This window comes from Microvirga mediterraneensis (assembly GCF_013520865.1).
GTDB classification, from domain to species: Bacteria; Pseudomonadota; Alphaproteobacteria; order Rhizobiales; family Beijerinckiaceae; genus Microvirga; species Microvirga mediterraneensis.
Window position 1 is genome coordinate 147,292 of record NZ_JACDXJ010000002.1, and the last position, 15,584, is coordinate 162,875.

Genomic DNA, 15,584 nt, shown 5'->3' on the forward strand with positions numbered 1-15,584 from the left:
CATCAGGCCGCTTGCGTTCCACCGTCCACCGCCCGCAGCGGTTCGCCTTCCAGCGCCGCCAGCAGGGCGTCGTCGACCCGTTCGAGCCATACGAACTCAAGACGGGCACGCACCTCTTCGGGAATATCGTCGAAGTCGCGGCGGTTGCGCGCCGGGAGCATCACCCGGGTCAGGCCGGCCCGCGCCGCGGCTGTGACCTTCTCCTTGATACCGCCTACCGGCAGCACGAGCCCCCTCAGGCTGATCTCGCCCGTCATCGCCGTATCGCTTCGAACCGTCCGGTCGGAGAGCAGCGAGACAAGGGCGGTGAACATGGCCACGCCCGCGCTTGGCCCGTCCTTGGGCGTGGCGCCGGCGGGAACGTGAATGTGGATGTCGCTCCTCTCGAAGACCTCCGACCGGATCCCGAACGTTGCGGCCTTGGACTTGACGAGGCTCAGGGCCGTCTGTGCGCTCTCGCGCATGACGTCGCCGAGCTGCCCCGTCAGGATCAGCCCGCCCTTGCCGGGCGTCCGGGTGGCTTCGATGAACAGGATGTCGCCGCCCACCGGCGTCCAAGCCAATCCGGTGGCCACGCCCGGCACGCTGGTGCGCATGGCGATCTCGTCCTCGAACCGTGCCGGGCCCAGGATCGCGGTGAGGTCCTCGGCTCCGATGCTCACATGCTCCGCGCTGCCCTCCGCGATCCGGACAGCGGCGTGACGCAGCGCCCTGCCGATCTCGCGCTCCAGGCTCCGGACGCCGGCCTCGCGGGTGTAATCCCGGATGATCCCGCTCAGGGCCTCGTCGCTGATCTCGGCCTGCTCCGGCCGGAGCCCGTTCGCTTCCAACTGGCGCTTGACCAGGTAGCGCCGGGCGATCTGCAGCTTCTCGTCCTCGGTGTAGCCGGCGAGGGTGATGATCTCCATCCGATCGCGCAACGGCCCTGGGATGGTGTCGAGCATGTTGGCGGTGGCGATGAACACCACGCGCGAGAGGTCGAAGGGAACGGCCAGGTAGTTGTCGCGGAAGGTGGCGTTCTGCTCGGGGTCGAGCACCTCCAGCATCGCAGCCGAAGGGTCGCCCTGGATGCCGCGTCCCATCTTGTCGATCTCGTCCAGCATCATCACGCAGTTGCGCGCGCCGGCCTTCCTGACCGCCTGGATGATGTTGCCGGGCAGGGCGCCCACATAGGTCCGCCTGTGGCCGCGGATCTCCGCCTCGTCGTGGACGCCGCCGAGGCTCACCCGAACGAAGGGCCGCCCCATGGCGCCGGCGATCGACTGCCCGAGCGACGTCTTGCCGAGGCCAGGGGGGCCGGCGAAGCACAGGATCGGGGCCTTGCCGTTGGGAGCGAGCTTGCGCACGGCGAGATATTCGACGATGCGCTGTTTGATCTTCTCGAGCCCGAAGTGGTCCTCGTCGAGGATGCGGCGGGCCTCCGCGATATCGATGGGTTGCTCCTCAGGCAGGCTCCAGGGCAGCTCGACGAGCCAGTCGAGATAGGTCCGGAGCATTCCGGCCTCGGTCGCGCCTTCGGGCATGCGCTCATAGCGCCGCAGCTCCTTGCGGGCCTGCTCCTCAACCTCCGGCGGCATGTTTGCCGTGGCGATCTTCTCGGTGAGTTCCTGAACTTCCTGGGCTCGCCCGTCTCCTTCGCCGAGCTGGCGCTGGATCGCCGCCATCTGCTCGCGCAGCACGGCCTCGCGCTGGCGCTCGTCTAGGGCGGCCTTGGTCTGGCGGCCGATCTCCTGGGTCAGGCGCAGGACCTCGATCCGCTGGGCCAGCAGGCGCGAGACCTTGTCCATCCGGGGCAGGAGGTCGAGCGTCTCCAGGATCTCCTGCTTTTCCTCGGGCTTGATGTCCATGTAAGTCGCCGCAAGGTCGGCGAGCTGGGCGGGCGAAGTCGCCCCCTGCACGGCCGCGATCAGCTCCTGCGGCGCCTGCGGGAGGAGCTGGAGCGCCTCGATCGCCTGGCTCTGCAGATGGAGAAAGCGGGCCTCGATCTCGGGACTCTGGGCTTCAGGCTCCGGCAAGTGGAGCACACGTGCGGCCAGAAACGGCTTCTCATTCACGAAGTCGAGGATCCGGATCCGCTGGACGCCTTGGCAAATGATATGGTGCGTTCCGTCCGGAGCCGTCATGTAGCGGACGATGTTAGCGAGAGTCCCGACAGCGTGCATCTCAGCGGGGCCGGGCTCCGCAACCTGGGCGTCCCGCTGCATCAGGATGCCGATGGGCCTCTCCTCCCGCACGGCCTGCTGGGCGGCCGCGATCGAGGCTGGCCGACCGATGACGATCGGCGCGATCATGCCCGGAAATAGAACAGTGTTGCGCACCGGTACGATGATAGTGGCGTCCGGCGGCAGCGGAACCGGCGTAAACTCCTCCCGAGGCTCCGGTGAATGGTTGTTTGGCTGGTTGGGACCGTCGGCGACTCCGAACAGGATCATGGCGCAACCCCTACACGTCTTTCTCGAGACTGAAGACGATACACCCGTTCCGCGCGAACCGGTGCACGGCCCTGTAGCGCCCGGGCGGCAACGGGACATGTCGCTCGAACTGGCCCTGCGGCAATTCCAGACGATGGATGCGTGCCGTCCGCAGCTCGGGGGGCAACACGCGCCGGCCAGCCACCATCAGGGTGCCGTCGCGGACGATCGCCTCGACCTGATCGGGCTCGACGCCTGGCAGGGCGATCAGGATAAGGACCTCATGATCGGTCTCGATCATGTCGAGGGGAGGCTCCCACGCCGGCGCCCGGGCTTGCGAGCGTTGGAGCTGAAACAGTTGCCTTTGCATCCGCTCGGCTCGCGCCAAAGCGTCAATGGCTTCGGAAAGCATCCAGTTCGCCGGGTCACGCATCGTCGTCCGCCTCCACTGAAACAGCTAGCTGTCCCTATGCCTGAACGATTTCAAGAGATGCCGCAGACGGCCCGCTCCGCTTGGGCGTTGCTATAATGCATATGACCCGGTCTGGTTTCTTAATCCCGAACCAATCTTGGCCGGTGTTGGAAACGACCGAAAAATTCCCAATGGAAATCGCGAAGCCGGTCTTGCAAAAAATTGACCCTGAAACCAGATCGTAGGCGCCGGCGGCTCCTGCAAGCGCCGGCGTCCTTCGTCCGCCAGGTCGGCCGAAGGACATCTTCCTCGGTTCTAGCGCGCCTCAGAGAGGGCGTAAGGTCTGATGGAGACAACGATGAATTTCGAGAAATACACCGAGCGCGCGCGCGGCTTCGTGCAGGCGGCGCAAAATCTAGCCATGCGGGAAGGCCACCCGCAGCTCGCTCCCGGCCACGTTCTGAAGGTTCTGCTCGACGATCCGGAAGGCCTCTGCGCCGGTCTCATCGACCGCGCCGGCGGCCGCTCCCGCGACGCGCATGCGGCGGTCGAGCAATGGCTCGCCAAGCAGCCGAAGGTGTCCGGCTCGGCCTCGCAGCCGCAGGCCAACCGCGAGCTCATGCGCTTCTTCGACACCGCCGAGAAAGCCGCCGAGAAGGCGGGCGATTCCTACGTCACCGTCGAGCGGATGCTGCTGGCGCTCGCCGTCGAAAAGGACACGGAAGCGGGCAGGATTCTGGCCCAGGCCGGCGTGACCGCCCAGGGCCTGAACACCGCCATCAACGCCCTGCGCAAGGGCCGCACCGCCGACAACGCGACGGCGGAAAACGCCTATGATGCGCTGAAGAAATATGCGCGCGATCTCACCGAGGCCGCCCGCGACGGCAAGCTCGATCCGGTGATCGGCCGCGACGAGGAAATCCGCCGCACGATCCAGGTTCTCTCGCGCCGCACCAAGAACAACCCGGTGCTGATCGGCGAGCCCGGCGTCGGCAAGACCGCCATCGTCGAGGGCCTCGCCCTGCGCATCGTCAACGGCGACGTGCCGGAATCCCTGAAGGACAAGCAGCTGCTGGCCCTCGACATGGGCGCGCTGATCGCCGGCGCGAAATATCGTGGCGAGTTCGAGGAGCGGCTGAAGGCCGTGCTGCAGGAGGTGACCTCCGCCGAAGGCGGCATCATCCTGTTCATCGACGAGATGCACACGCTGGTCGGCGCCGGCAAGGCCGACGGGGCCATGGACGCGTCGAACCTCCTGAAGCCCGCGCTCGCGCGCGGCGAGCTGCCCTGCGTCGGCGCGACCACGCTCGACGAGTACCGCAAGCACGTGGAGAAGGACGCGGCGCTCGCCCGCCGGTTCCAGCCGGTCTTCGTGAGCGAGCCCACGGTGGAGGACACCGTATCGATCCTGCGCGGCCTGAAGGAGAAGTACGAGCAGCATCACGGGGTGCGCATCACCGACAGCGCGCTCGTGGCGGCAGCCACGCTCTCGAACCGCTACATCACCGACCGCTTCCTGCCCGACAAGGCCATCGACCTCGTCGACGAAGCCTCCTCGCGCCTGCGCATGCAGGTCGATTCGAAGCCGGAAGAGCTCGACAACATCGACCGCGAGATCGTGCGTCTCAAGATCGAGCAGGAGGCATTGAAGAAGGAGACGGACACCGCCTCCAAGGACCGCCTGGAGCGCCTCACCAAGGAGCTGGCGGAGCTCGAGGAGCAGTCGGCCGCCATCACGGCGCGCTGGAAGGCCGAGAAGGACAAGCTCGGCACCGCGGCCGACCTGAAGAAGAAGCTCGAGGAGGCGCGCAACCAGCTGGCGTCCGCACAGCGCAACGGCGACTGGGCGAAGGCCGGCGAGCTCTCCTACGGGGTCATTCCCGGGCTCGAGAAGCAGCTCGCCGACGTGGAGGCGAAAGCCGATGGCGGCGGCCTGATGGAAGAGGCCGTGACGCCCGATCACGTGGCGCAGGTGGTGTCGCGCTGGACCGGCGTGCCCGTCGACAAGATGCTCGAAGGCGAGCGCGAGAAGCTCCTGCACATGGAGCAGGATCTGGCGAAGCGCGTCGTCGGCCAGCGCGAAGCGGTGGAAGCCGTGTCGACCGCCGTGCGCCGTGCCCGCGCGGGCCTGCAGGATCCGAACCGGCCGATCGGCTCGTTCATGTTCCTCGGCCCCACGGGCGTCGGCAAGACCGAGCTGACGAAAGCGCTCGCGGCGTTCCTGTTCGACGATGAGACCGCGCTCGTGCGCATCGACATGTCGGAATACATGGAGAAGCACTCGGTCGCCCGCCTCATCGGCGCGCCTCCCGGCTATGTGGGCTACGAAGAGGGCGGTGCTCTCACCGAAGCCGTGCGCCGCAGACCCTATCAGGTCGTGCTGTTCGACGAGATCGAGAAGGCGCATCCGGACGTGTTCAACGTCCTGCTGCAGGTGCTCGACGACGGACGCCTCACGGACGGCCAGGGCTGCACCGTGGACTTCCGCAACACGCTCATCATCATGACCTCGAACCTGGGCGCCGAATATCTGGTGAACCAGCCCGAGGGTCAGGATACCGATGCCGTGCGCGACGAGGTCATGGGCGTGGTGCGCTCGCACTTCCGTCCCGAATTCCTCAACCGCGTGGACGAGATCATCCTGTTCCACCGGCTGAAGCGTTCGGAGATGGGCGCCATCGTCGACATCCAGATGCGCCGCCTGCAGAAGCTGCTCGCCGATCGCAAGATCACCATCGAGCTCGACAGCGATGCCCGCGAGTGGCTGGCCGACAAGGGCTACGATCCGGCCTATGGCGCGCGGCCCCTGAAGCGCGTGATCCAGAAGAACGTTCAGGATCCGCTGGCCGAAGCCATTCTCGCAGGCGAGGTCAAGGACGGCGAGACCGTGCCGGTCAGGGTTGGTCCTACCGGCCTTGTAATCGGCAACGTCTCTCACGGACAGACGGAGCGGGCTGCGGCGTAGGGTTTGGACGGGCAAACTACGAGTGTGGCGTAACAACTCGTCCATATCCTGCTCAGCGTGTGGCCGGCTTGGACCGGCCACACAGATGGAGAGGTCCGGGATGCGTAGGATGCTGACACCGTTCGTGCTGGGAAGCGTCATCTCCGGAGGGTTGACGGTGTTGTCGCTCCCACTGGCTTTGAGCTTCCTGACATCTCTCCGATACCCGCAGGCACATCGTGCGGTGAGGTCGGACGAAACAGGTCAACGTGGTTCCGCAAGCGGGCTGCCGCGCCACCGGCCGCCAAAGATTATTCGGCGTCTCTCTCTCAGGCGTTATGGCAGCAGGAGCATTCCTACAACCCGTCATGCCCGTTGGCAGGCATGCCCGTGTCATCGACGGAAAGTGCAGGTTGGCATGCGGCTCATGGGTGAGCGCCCCGGGGCCGCTAAAGCCCATCCTGGATGACGACCCGGCATGGTTCAGTCATCGACGATGAATGTAAACATGACTTCGAGGCTATTTCATATCATAGGAGAACTCCTATGCGATGGCATCTCCTTGCAGCGTTGCTCCTGATCGTTGGAGCTATTCAGCCAGTCCTCGCGCGGCAGGAGCAAACGCTTGTTTCCCAAGCAGAAACCGCCATGGATCGACAGGATTTGAACCAGGTGAACAGGGAGCAAGTCCAAAAACCTAGCCTTCGGCAACGGGCTGACATTTCGAAGAAATATGAGCGGCTCTTGAACCGAGACCCGAAAGAGATCATCCCGGATATATGTACCGGTTGCTGATGGGTTAGACGACGCAGAGGTCAGTCTCGATTGAGTATCATCAGGTCACTGATCGATTGAATGCCCGCTCGCGGGCATTCAATCGAGATCATTCGGTTCTTCGATGCTCTTCGCACAGGCTCGCACATATGCGACGACGTCGATATGGGCAGCCCATGGCCTGCCTTCCAAGCGGCCTTTCAGGATTATATTGGATGAAATGGGCGTTTCGGTTGGGCCTCCGGCTGCCTCGGGCACAATTTCATTGGCGTGAATGATCCTGTCACAGGCTTCTTGGAAGGTGAGGGGAATCTCAACCTGCTCCATAATATCTGGCCAGAGCGTCCCGCACTCGTCTTCATCTCCTGAGTGAAGTCCGGGTTGTGCGGGTTCATCCCGCCGCTTTTTCAGCTGCTCATTTCGGATCCGGCTCATAGCCGCCGTGCTGACCAGGAGACGAGCAACTTCGCCCATCAGGAACTCGCCGCGGAGTCTCATCAAGGGGTCTTGGGGAGTGCCCATGGCAAGAATGACTGGGTCGCCCGCGACAAGTGACAGCAGACGGTAGGCATCTTGCAGAATTGTAGCAGAGTTCTGCTGAGAGCTGTCGACCATGGCTTGCCTCATTCCCATCGATTGCGATCGCCAGAGCAAAGCGCGGGACCCCAGTTTGCGCCTGGCGGAAGCGACTGGATACAGACCATATTGAACATCTGGCGACGGGATTTAGTTGCACAGCGGAACCGAACCAAGCAGCCGTCACGCTTCTGTCTCTTGCGCCCTGTTCCGATTGAAGGGCCTCTCTATCTGTGCGGCGGAAACTCGGTCGTGAACAAGGGGCGAGATCGTGATCGCAGCAGAAAGGAAGGCTTGATGAGTTTGGCAGGCCAGTATGCGCTTGTCACAGAAGGATCGTCCGGGATCGACGCCAGCGTTGTCAAGGCGCTGGCCGCGCGGGGGCCAGGGTAGCCATCAACTACCGCTCAGAACGTGAAGCCGCCGAGCGGCTTGCGGACGAAGTGCTGTCCCACGGCGGCGACGCCGTCGCTTTAGAAGCCGACGTGTCCGACGAAGATGCCGTCCAGCAAACGTTTGACAGGGTGATCCAGCGCTTCGGCCGCCTCGATATCCTCGTGGCCAACGCCGAGCTGCAGAGAGACGCCCCCTTCGCCGAGATGGCCCTCGTCGATTGGCGCAAGGTGATCGATGTGAATCTGACGGGGCAATTCCTGTGCTGCAGGGCTGCGGTGCGGCAGTTCCTCTCCCAGGAGAAACGCCCTGACTTATCCAGGGCGCGTGGCAAGATTATCTGCATGTCGTCTGTCCACTAGGTCATCCCCTGGGCCGGCCACGCCAACGACGCAGCCTCGAAAGGTGGGGTGATGCTCATGATGAAGAGCCTTGCGCAGGAGACGGCGCGAGAGGGGATCCGGGTGAACGGCATCGCACCAGGCGCAATCCGCACCCCGATCAATCGGCCTGCCTGGGAAACGGAGGAGGCGCTGCAAAAGCTGCTGCGGCTCAGCCCCTATGGCCGCATTGGTGAGCCGGAGGAGGTTGCCAAAGCCGTGCTGTGGCTGGCGACGGATGAAAGCGACTATGAGACCAGCACCACCCTCTTTGTCGACGGTGGGATGACTCTCTATCCTGGCTTCGAGGACAACGGATGAGCCCTGGGCCCGGCGAGCGCAAGGCCTTCTGCATCGCATAGCTGATCCGGTTTGCCGGACAGAACTTTGCGGTCTGTCCGGCATTAGCTGGATCGGTCGATTATCCTCATGGCTGTTTCCTGGTGCTTCACGATCAGGAACGCGAGGATCCGCGGCCAAAGGTTTCCAACAGCAACTCACGAACCGCTCGAATGGAGACACCTCACATGACGGCACATACCGCCACGGCAAGTGATCGATTCATTGCGGCTCTGGAGCGACTCGGATGCGTCCGATGGAGACGGGACGGACAGATCGTCAAAGAGCAACTGGCCGAACAGTGGAAAGTACGCCCGCACCGGTTCGTCACGCCGGCCCTTGAAAAGCTTTCCCCGCAACGAGCCGAACAGGTAGGGCTGGCTCTCGATCTCTGCGCATATGGGATAGGAGCGGGACATCCATCCGCTGATGCCCTGCGCGATGCTTTCGCAGAGTTTGTCAGGACCGTTCCGGATCCGAAGGATGCACAGGACATCCGGGATTACTTCGATATCACGGAGAGAACGTATCGCCACTTCTCGATCTGGACGTCGCTTGAATGGTGACGCGCATCAATCCCTGCGTGGCGAGGCGCAAGAGCGTCCGGACGGCGCAGCCTCAAGCAGGCCGGCGGGCTTTAGCTCCAACGGATCGGGCTCGTGCCGTGCGGACTCGGCCGCCCAGGTGACGGTCGCACGCACGGCTGTCTGGAGCCGTCAGCCCGTCTTCTGAAAGCTTTCAGCTCTCCAGCAGGCGACGGCGCCTGCCCCGCACAGGACCGGATCGCCTACGGGCAAGCTCCCGTTCCCGGAGCCGCTCAAACGGCGTGCGAGAGTCGCGTTTCTGCGAGCAAGGGGGCAAACACGGAGCTGCCGATGCGCTTGGAACCTGAGGGGGATTGAAGTCTTGATAGCTTCGGTTGGCGCTCCCAAATCTAGAGCGCCAAGCCTGTTCTATCAGGTTGGCCGATGTACTCTGAGGAGGCAGTCCGTACCGTCTTGTCCTTGCTAGGACCGCAAGGTTTCCGGACGAGACGGTGAGGGGCCCCTCAAGTCATCGCTGAACCTAATCGGCAACAGTTAGAAGAGGTTTGTCATGTCTTGGTGGAGTGACAATTCTCGCCTGGCGCCATACGGATTTGGGTCAGGCACTTTCACGCGGTCGCGGGTTGAGTTCGACGCCGGCCTGCGGGCGCATATGATCGGCGTCTACAACTACCTGATGCTCGGGCTCACCCTGAGTGGCGCCGTCGCTTACGCTGTGGCGAACACGCCCTTGGGCGATCTCTTCTACTCCGGCCCGCGCGAGTTGACCCCGCTCGGTTGGGTCGCCTTGCTCGCTCCCTTGGGTCTGGTCATGATCGCATCGTTCGGCGCACGGAGCCTGTCTCCGGCAGGGCTCCAAGGGATCTACTGGGGCATCACGGCCCTCCAGGGTGTCGGCCTTGCGGCTTTGCTCCAGGCCTATACCGGCGAGAGCATCACACGCGTCTTCTTCATCACGGCGGCGGCGTTCGGCGCCTTGAGCCTGTGGGGCTACACCACCCGCAGCAACCTCTCCGGATGGGGCTCCTTCCTCCTCATGGGCTTGGTCGGGCTGATCCTGGCCTCGTTGGTCAACCTGTTCCTGGCAAGCTCCGCCCTGCAGTTCACGATCACGGTGATCGGCGTGCTCGTGTTCGCGGGACTGACCGCCTGGGACACGCAGCGGATCAAGGAGGAGTATGTCGCTGGCCTCGCCCATGGCGACGCCGCGTTGACGAGCAAGGTGTTCGGAGCGCTGAGCCTTTACCTCGACTTCCTCAACCTCTTCCAGCTTCTGCTGTCCCTCTTGGGCCAGCGGGACGAATAACGGAAAGGAGAGGAAGCGATGTCCCTCACCGGACGTTTCGACCTTCGTCGCACCATGGGTGGCAGAATCGTGCTGCAGGTCGAGGAGGAGGTAAGGCGGCTTTGGCCATTCTGCCGCAGACAGCCGACGAAAAGGCGCTGGCGCGACGCGACCGTGATGGACCTGGCCCAGCCTGAACTGCGCCCGCTCATGGATCTGCGTTACAAGCCCGGTTTCGAGTGGCTCCGCGTCTACGGCCAGATCGATGCAGCGCGGCGAGCCGCGACCGCTGGCACGTCGGAGGACCGCCCGCCGCTCGCCGTCGTTCCAGGACCCTCGTTCAAGGCAACCGCCTGCGCGACGGACCTCCGGGACGAGGCTGCATAAGCCACCGGATGAAAAACCTGCCGGGCCGGCAATGTCTTCACTGCCGTCCCGGCCCTTGCAAGCTTGAGCGCGTTTCCTATCTCGAAACCGCTCTGTGCCGTGTGGGCCGACTTTCCCCGGCCGCGCGTATCTCATTGTCGATTCTTCGCTCTCAGAGGAGGTCTTGCCGATGAAGATTGCCCAAGTGGCTCCATTGTATGAACGGGTTCCGCCGAAGCTCTATGGGGGAACCGAACGGATCGTCTCCTATCTCACCGAAGAGCTGGTCCGTCAGGGGCACGATGTTACCCTGTTTGCTTCAGGCGATTCGATTACCAAAGCCAAGCTTGTCCGCTGCTGCGATCTGGCGCTGCGCCTCAATCCATCGGTCAAGGATCCGTTGCCGTATCACATCATGATGCTGGAGGAGGTGAGGCAGAGGGCGGATGAATTCGATGTCATCCACTTCCACATCGACCTGCTGCACTTCCCGCTCATTCGCGAGTTCGCGGACAGGACCGTCACGACCACCCATGGACGGCTCGACCTCGTCGACCTCGCCCCGTTCTACAGGATGTTCCCGGACATTCCGCTCGTCTCCATCTCGGACGATCAGCGCAAGCCGATCGGGCAGGCCAACTGGGTCGGGACCGTCTACCACGGCCTCCCCCGGGATCTTTTGCCCTTCCGGCCCCGAGGCACCGGTGGCTATCTCGCCTTCCTGGGGCGGATCTCGCCGGAGAAGCGCCCCGACCGGGCGATCACGATTGCCGCCGAGGCCGGAATGCCCCTCCGGATGGCGGCGAAAATCGACAACGCTGATAAGGCCTATTGGGACGAGGTCATCAAGCCCATGGTCGACGCCCATCCGAACGTGGAGTTCATCGGCGAAATCAACGAGAGCGAGAAAGCCGATTTCCTCGGCAATGCCGCCGCCCTGCTTTTCCCGGTCGACTGGCCCGAGCCCTTTGGTCTCGTGATGATCGAGGCGATGGCCTGCGGCACCCCCGTGATTGCGTTCAGGTGTGGATCGGTGCCAGAGGTGATCGAGCAGGGGCGCTCCGGCTTCATCGTCGACACCGTCGAGGAAGCTGTAGGCGCCGTCCACACGCTCAAGGTCTTGGAGAGGGCCGAGGTGCGACGCTGCTTCGAACGGCGCTTCACGGTCGAACGGATGGCGGCCGACTACCTCGACATCTACAGAAGCCTGCCTGGCGTGCGCCGCGATGCGGCCCACCTGCGCCGTGCCAACGGAACCGGGTCCGGCTTGCATGCGGTCGCGTAAGATCAGCGTTGCTTTGGTTCACTTTCTTGGTGGAGGACGACGACATGAACCTGCATGTCGATGTGCCTGATGACCCAACCGACGTCCGCTTGGGCCAATTCGCCGTTGCGTCGCAATCCTCGCTGCAGGAGCGGCGCCCGCGGACCCTGAAGCACGGGGATACCTTCGGGGTGTTCGACCGGAACGGCGACGTGTTGTCCGGGGAGGGGAGCCCGGACGGGCTGTTCCACCGCGACACCCGTCACCTTTCGCATCTGGATCTGCGGATCAACGGGGCCCAGCCGATCCTCCTGTCGTCGACGCTGCGCGACGACAACGCCGTGCTCACCTGCGATCTCACCAACCCGGATTTGCATGACGGGACGGGCCGGCTCCTCTTGGAACACGACGTGATCCATGTCAGGCGGTCCAAGTTCCTTTGGAAGTCGACCTGTTTCGAGCGCTTGCTTGTGCGCAATTTTGGCGACCGGCCACAGCGCCTCACGCTGGAACTGCGTTTCGAGGCTGACTTCGCGGACCTCTTCGAAGTCCGCGGCACGCGCCGTATGCGCCGGGGAACATTCCATCCGGCGGACGTCGGCTCTGGGTGCGTCACGCTCACTTACAGCGGCCTCGATGACCAGACCAGAACAACACGTCTTCGCTTCGATCCGGCTCCTGAACGCCTGGAGTCGGGACGCGCCGTGTTCGACATCGAGGTCGCACCTCGGCAGCGATCAGTAATCTTCGTCGAGGTCCGATGCGACGACGCCGTGCCCCTGCGGCGCCCGCGCGAGCATTATCTGTCGTCGATGGTCGAGGCGCGACGCGCGTTGCGCCAGTCCTCATCGCGTGCCGCCTCCATCGCGACTTCGAACGAGATCTTTAACGAAGCCATACGACGCTCCGTTTCCGACCTGTATATGTTGGTGACGGATACGCCCGAGGGACCTTACCCTTATGCCGGCACGCCATGGTTCAGCGCCGCCTTCGGGCGCGACGCTCTGATCACGGCCTACCAGACGCTGTGGATGGATCCTGCGCTGGCCCGCGGCGTCCTCCGCTTCCTGGCCGCCAACCAGGCGACTTCCGAAGACCCGGCGGCGGATGCCGAGCCCGGCAAGATCTTGCATGAGGTGCGATACGGCGAGATGGCCGAACTCGGCGAGGTGCCGTTCCGGCGCTACTACGGCAGCGTCGACTCGACGCCGCTCTTCATCATGCTGGGCGGCGCCTACCTGGAGCGGACGAGGGACGTTGCCACCCTGGAGCGGCTCTGGCCCAATATCGAGGCCGCCCTGCGCTGGATCGACGTTTACGGTGATCGCGACGGCGACGGCTTCGTCGAATACGGGCGCCGGACGCAAGAAGGGCTCATCAACCAGGGCTGGAAGGACAGCCACGACTCCATGTTCCACGCTGACGGCAGCATGGCCCAGGGTCCGATCGCACTGTGTGAGGTCCAAGCATACGTTTACGCCGCCAAGCGCGCCGCCGCGCTCGTCGCATCCGGCTTGGGCATGCCGGAGCGGGCGGCTTTGCTTGAGGCGGAAGCCGAGCAGATGAAGCGGCGGTTCGACCAGGCGTTCTGGTGTGAGGATCTCGGCACCTACGCACTGGCGCTGGATGGTGGCAAGCGGCCCTGCCGTGTCCGGTCGTCCAATGCAGGACACGCACTCTTCGCCGGCATTGCGCCGCCCGAGCGGGCAGCACGGATTGCAGAAACGCTCATGGAGGCGTCCTCGTTTTCGGGGTGGGGCGTAAGGACGGTCGCGTCGACGGAGCCGCGGTACAACCCGATGTCGTACCATAACGGCTCGGTCTGGCCGCATGACAACGCGCTGATCGGGCTGGGGCTCGCCCGCTACGGCTTCAAGCGGGAGGCGGCCCGGATCTTCGACGGCCTGTTCCACGCCTCCGTCTACATCGAGCTCCGGCGACTGCCCGAACTCTTCTGCGGGTTCCCGCGCCGGCGCGGCCAGGGACCGACGTTCTACCCCGTCGCCTGCGCGCCCCAGGCGTGGGCGGCCGCAACGCCCTTAAGCTTGGTCCAGGCGTGCCTCGGCCTCGGCTTCGACCCGCAGGCGAGGACGGTCCGGCTCGACCGGCCGGTCCTACCGGACTTCCTCGATGAGCTCGTCTTGCGCAACGTTGCAGTCGACGGATGCCGCCTCGACCTCGCGGTGCGGCGCGCCGGAGGCGAGGTGGCGACGCATGTTCTCAGTAGGACCGGTGACGTGCGGGTCGAGATTGCCGCCTGAGACCGACGCGGTGACTAAAGCGAGGTCCCGTAGGCAACAGCTCCAAAAAGACAGTGATCCCGCCCGTTCAGAGCCTTCGGAACCTCATCGGTAAGGTCGTTCATTAAGGGAGAAAACGAATGAATCTTGATCATTTGACACAAACTGCCGCGGCCATGGTGCGGCCCGGAAAGGGCATCCTGGCAGCGGACGAAAGCTCGGGGACGATCAAGAAGCGTTTCGATGCCATCGGTGTCGAGTCGACCCCCGACAACCGGCGCGACTACCGCGAACTGCTCTTCCGCTCGTCGGATGCGATGAAGAGCTACATCTCAGGCGTCATCCTCTACGACGAGACGATCCGGTAGGCCGCGAACGACGGGACGCCGCTGGTGAAGCTGATCGAGCAGGCGGGCGCGATTCCCGGCATCAAGGTCGATCTCGGCGCCAAGCCGCTGCCCTTCTGTCCCGGCGAGACGATCACGGAGGGCCTCGACGGCTTGCGCGAGCGCCTCAAGGAATATGCCGGGCTCGGCGCCCGGTTTGCAAAATGGCGAGCTGTGATCGACGTCGGCGAGGGGGCCCCGAGTTGGACGGCCGTGAGGGCCAACGCCCATGCCCTGGCGCGCTACGCGGCGCGCTGCCAGGAGCAGGACGTGGTGCCGATCGTCGAGCCTGAGGTCCTGATGGACGGGGCGCACGACATCGACCGCTGCGCCACCGTGACGGAGTTCGTGCTGAAAACCGTGTTTCAGGAGCTGTACGAGCAGCGGGTCGTGCTCGAAGGCATGGTGCTGAAGCCCAACATGGTGATCGCCGGCAAGGAGTCGCCGCGGAAGGCTTCCGTGGATGAGGTAGCCGAAAAAACCCTCATGGTGCTCAGGCGCTGCGTGCCCGCCGCCGTGCCGGGCATCGCCTTCCTCTCAGGCGGCCAGTCGGACGAGGAGGCGACCGCCCACCTCGACGCCATGAACCGGATCGGCGGGGCGCCGTGGCGGCTGACCTTCTCCTACGGCCGCGCACTCCAAGCCGCGCCCCAGAAGGCTTGGTCTGGCAGGGCCGAGAACGTCGAGGCGGCCCAGCGCGCCTTCTCCCACCGCGCCCGGATGAACAGTCTGGCTGCGGCAGGCCAGTGGAGGCGCGAGCTGGAGGAAACGGCAGCGTGATCTCGGGCCGTTGGGCGAGCATTGAGTTCACAGGCAAGGAGGCCGCATGATCATGGAGCAGCGCCCAGTCCAGTGCAAATACTGCGGCAAGTTCTACCTCCAGCCCTGCAACGAGCAGCGGGAGAAGACTTGTCAGAACATCAAACTCAAGGACCGGAAGGAGGCGGCATGAAGCTCACCGCGATTTCAGAACGCCGTCCCTCATGAGCATGGCGGCGGTGCAATGCCGACGTTGCTCCGGAAGGACGAGACTTCCCGCCAGCCGCTCGGTGATGCCGGCGACACACTGCTCAAGGTCCACATGATTGACCTTCTCCTCTGGCCGCGGCCTAGAGGCCGCTCCCCGGAAGGTTTGGTCCGGCAAGACGGAGAACATTGCCGCGGACCAGCGTGCGGTCGCCCATCATGCTCGGGCGAACGGTCTAGCTTCGCCGGGCCGCCGGAGAAGCGTGAAGTCGGAGGCGATCCCCCTCGGGCAGACCGGTCCCT

General features: G+C 64.3%; 9 protein-coding genes and 3 pseudogenes. 9 read left to right on the plus strand and 3 right to left on the minus strand.

Features of this window, described 5'->3' with window-relative positions:
- Positions 1 to 2 precede the first annotated feature (2 nt).
- Positions 3 to 2,432, minus strand: coding sequence for an endopeptidase La (lon, locus tag H0S73_RS23050; protein ID WP_181054564.1), 2,430 nt, complete (start codon positions 2,430 to 2,432; stop codon positions 3 to 5).
- 10 nt (positions 2,433 to 2,442) lie between these two features.
- Entirely contained in the window at positions 2,443 to 2,844 is a 402-nt protein-coding gene (locus tag H0S73_RS23055; RefSeq protein ID WP_246389372.1) for an Hsp20/alpha crystallin family protein, read from the minus strand.
- 337 nt (positions 2,845 to 3,181) lie between these two features.
- Here H0S73_RS23055 and clpB point away from each other — a divergent pair, with 337 nt between their 5' ends.
- Positions 3,182 to 5,788 carry an ATP-dependent chaperone ClpB gene (gene clpB / locus H0S73_RS23060; protein WP_181054565.1) on the plus strand — a complete coding sequence of 869 codons (2,607 nt, stop codon included), beginning with the start codon at positions 3,182 to 3,184 and terminating at the stop codon, positions 5,786 to 5,788.
- 852 nt (positions 5,789 to 6,640) lie between these two features.
- On the opposite strand, the gene H0S73_RS23065 is transcribed toward clpB, so the two are convergent.
- Positions 6,641 to 7,156, minus strand: coding sequence for a hypothetical protein (locus H0S73_RS23065; RefSeq protein ID WP_181054566.1), 516 nt, complete (start codon positions 7,154 to 7,156; stop codon positions 6,641 to 6,643).
- 356 nt (positions 7,157 to 7,512) lie between these two features.
- On the opposite strand from H0S73_RS23065, the pseudogene H0S73_RS23070 reads away from it, so the two are divergent.
- The 8 genes and pseudogenes from H0S73_RS23070 to H0S73_RS23105 all read left to right on the plus strand — a co-directional run.
- Positions 7,513 to 8,211: pseudogene (locus H0S73_RS23070) on the plus strand (SDR family oxidoreductase).
- Positions 8,212 to 8,417: 206 nt separating this feature from the next.
- Positions 8,418 to 8,795: a hypothetical protein gene (locus H0S73_RS23075; protein WP_181054567.1), complete on the plus strand. Its 378-nt coding sequence runs from the start codon at positions 8,418 to 8,420 to the stop codon at positions 8,793 to 8,795.
- A 529-nt stretch (positions 8,796 to 9,324) separates the two neighbouring features.
- Positions 9,325 to 10,080 carry a Bax inhibitor-1/YccA family protein gene (locus H0S73_RS23080; protein WP_181054568.1) on the plus strand — a complete coding sequence of 252 codons (756 nt, stop codon included), beginning with the start codon at positions 9,325 to 9,327 and terminating at the stop codon, positions 10,078 to 10,080.
- Between the two features lie 18 nt (positions 10,081 to 10,098).
- A complete protein-coding gene (locus H0S73_RS23085) occupies positions 10,099 to 10,446 on the plus strand; it encodes a hypothetical protein (protein WP_181054569.1) in 348 nt (115 codons plus the stop codon).
- Between the two features lie 169 nt (positions 10,447 to 10,615).
- Entirely contained in the window at positions 10,616 to 11,710 is a 1,095-nt protein-coding gene (locus H0S73_RS23090; protein WP_181054570.1) for a glycosyltransferase family 4 protein, read from the plus strand.
- Positions 11,711 to 11,754: 44 nt separating this feature from the next.
- Positions 11,755 to 13,950 carry an amylo-alpha-1,6-glucosidase gene (locus tag H0S73_RS23095; protein WP_181054571.1) on the plus strand — a complete coding sequence of 732 codons (2,196 nt, stop codon included), beginning with the start codon at positions 11,755 to 11,757 and terminating at the stop codon, positions 13,948 to 13,950.
- Positions 13,951 to 14,069: 119 nt separating this feature from the next.
- A pseudogene (locus H0S73_RS23100) lies at positions 14,070 to 15,095 on the plus strand (class I fructose-bisphosphate aldolase).
- 305 nt (positions 15,096 to 15,400) lie between these two features.
- A pseudogene (locus tag H0S73_RS23105) lies at positions 15,401 to 15,529 on the plus strand (class I fructose-bisphosphate aldolase); the annotation flags it as partial.
- Positions 15,530 to 15,584: the final 55 nt, after the last annotated feature.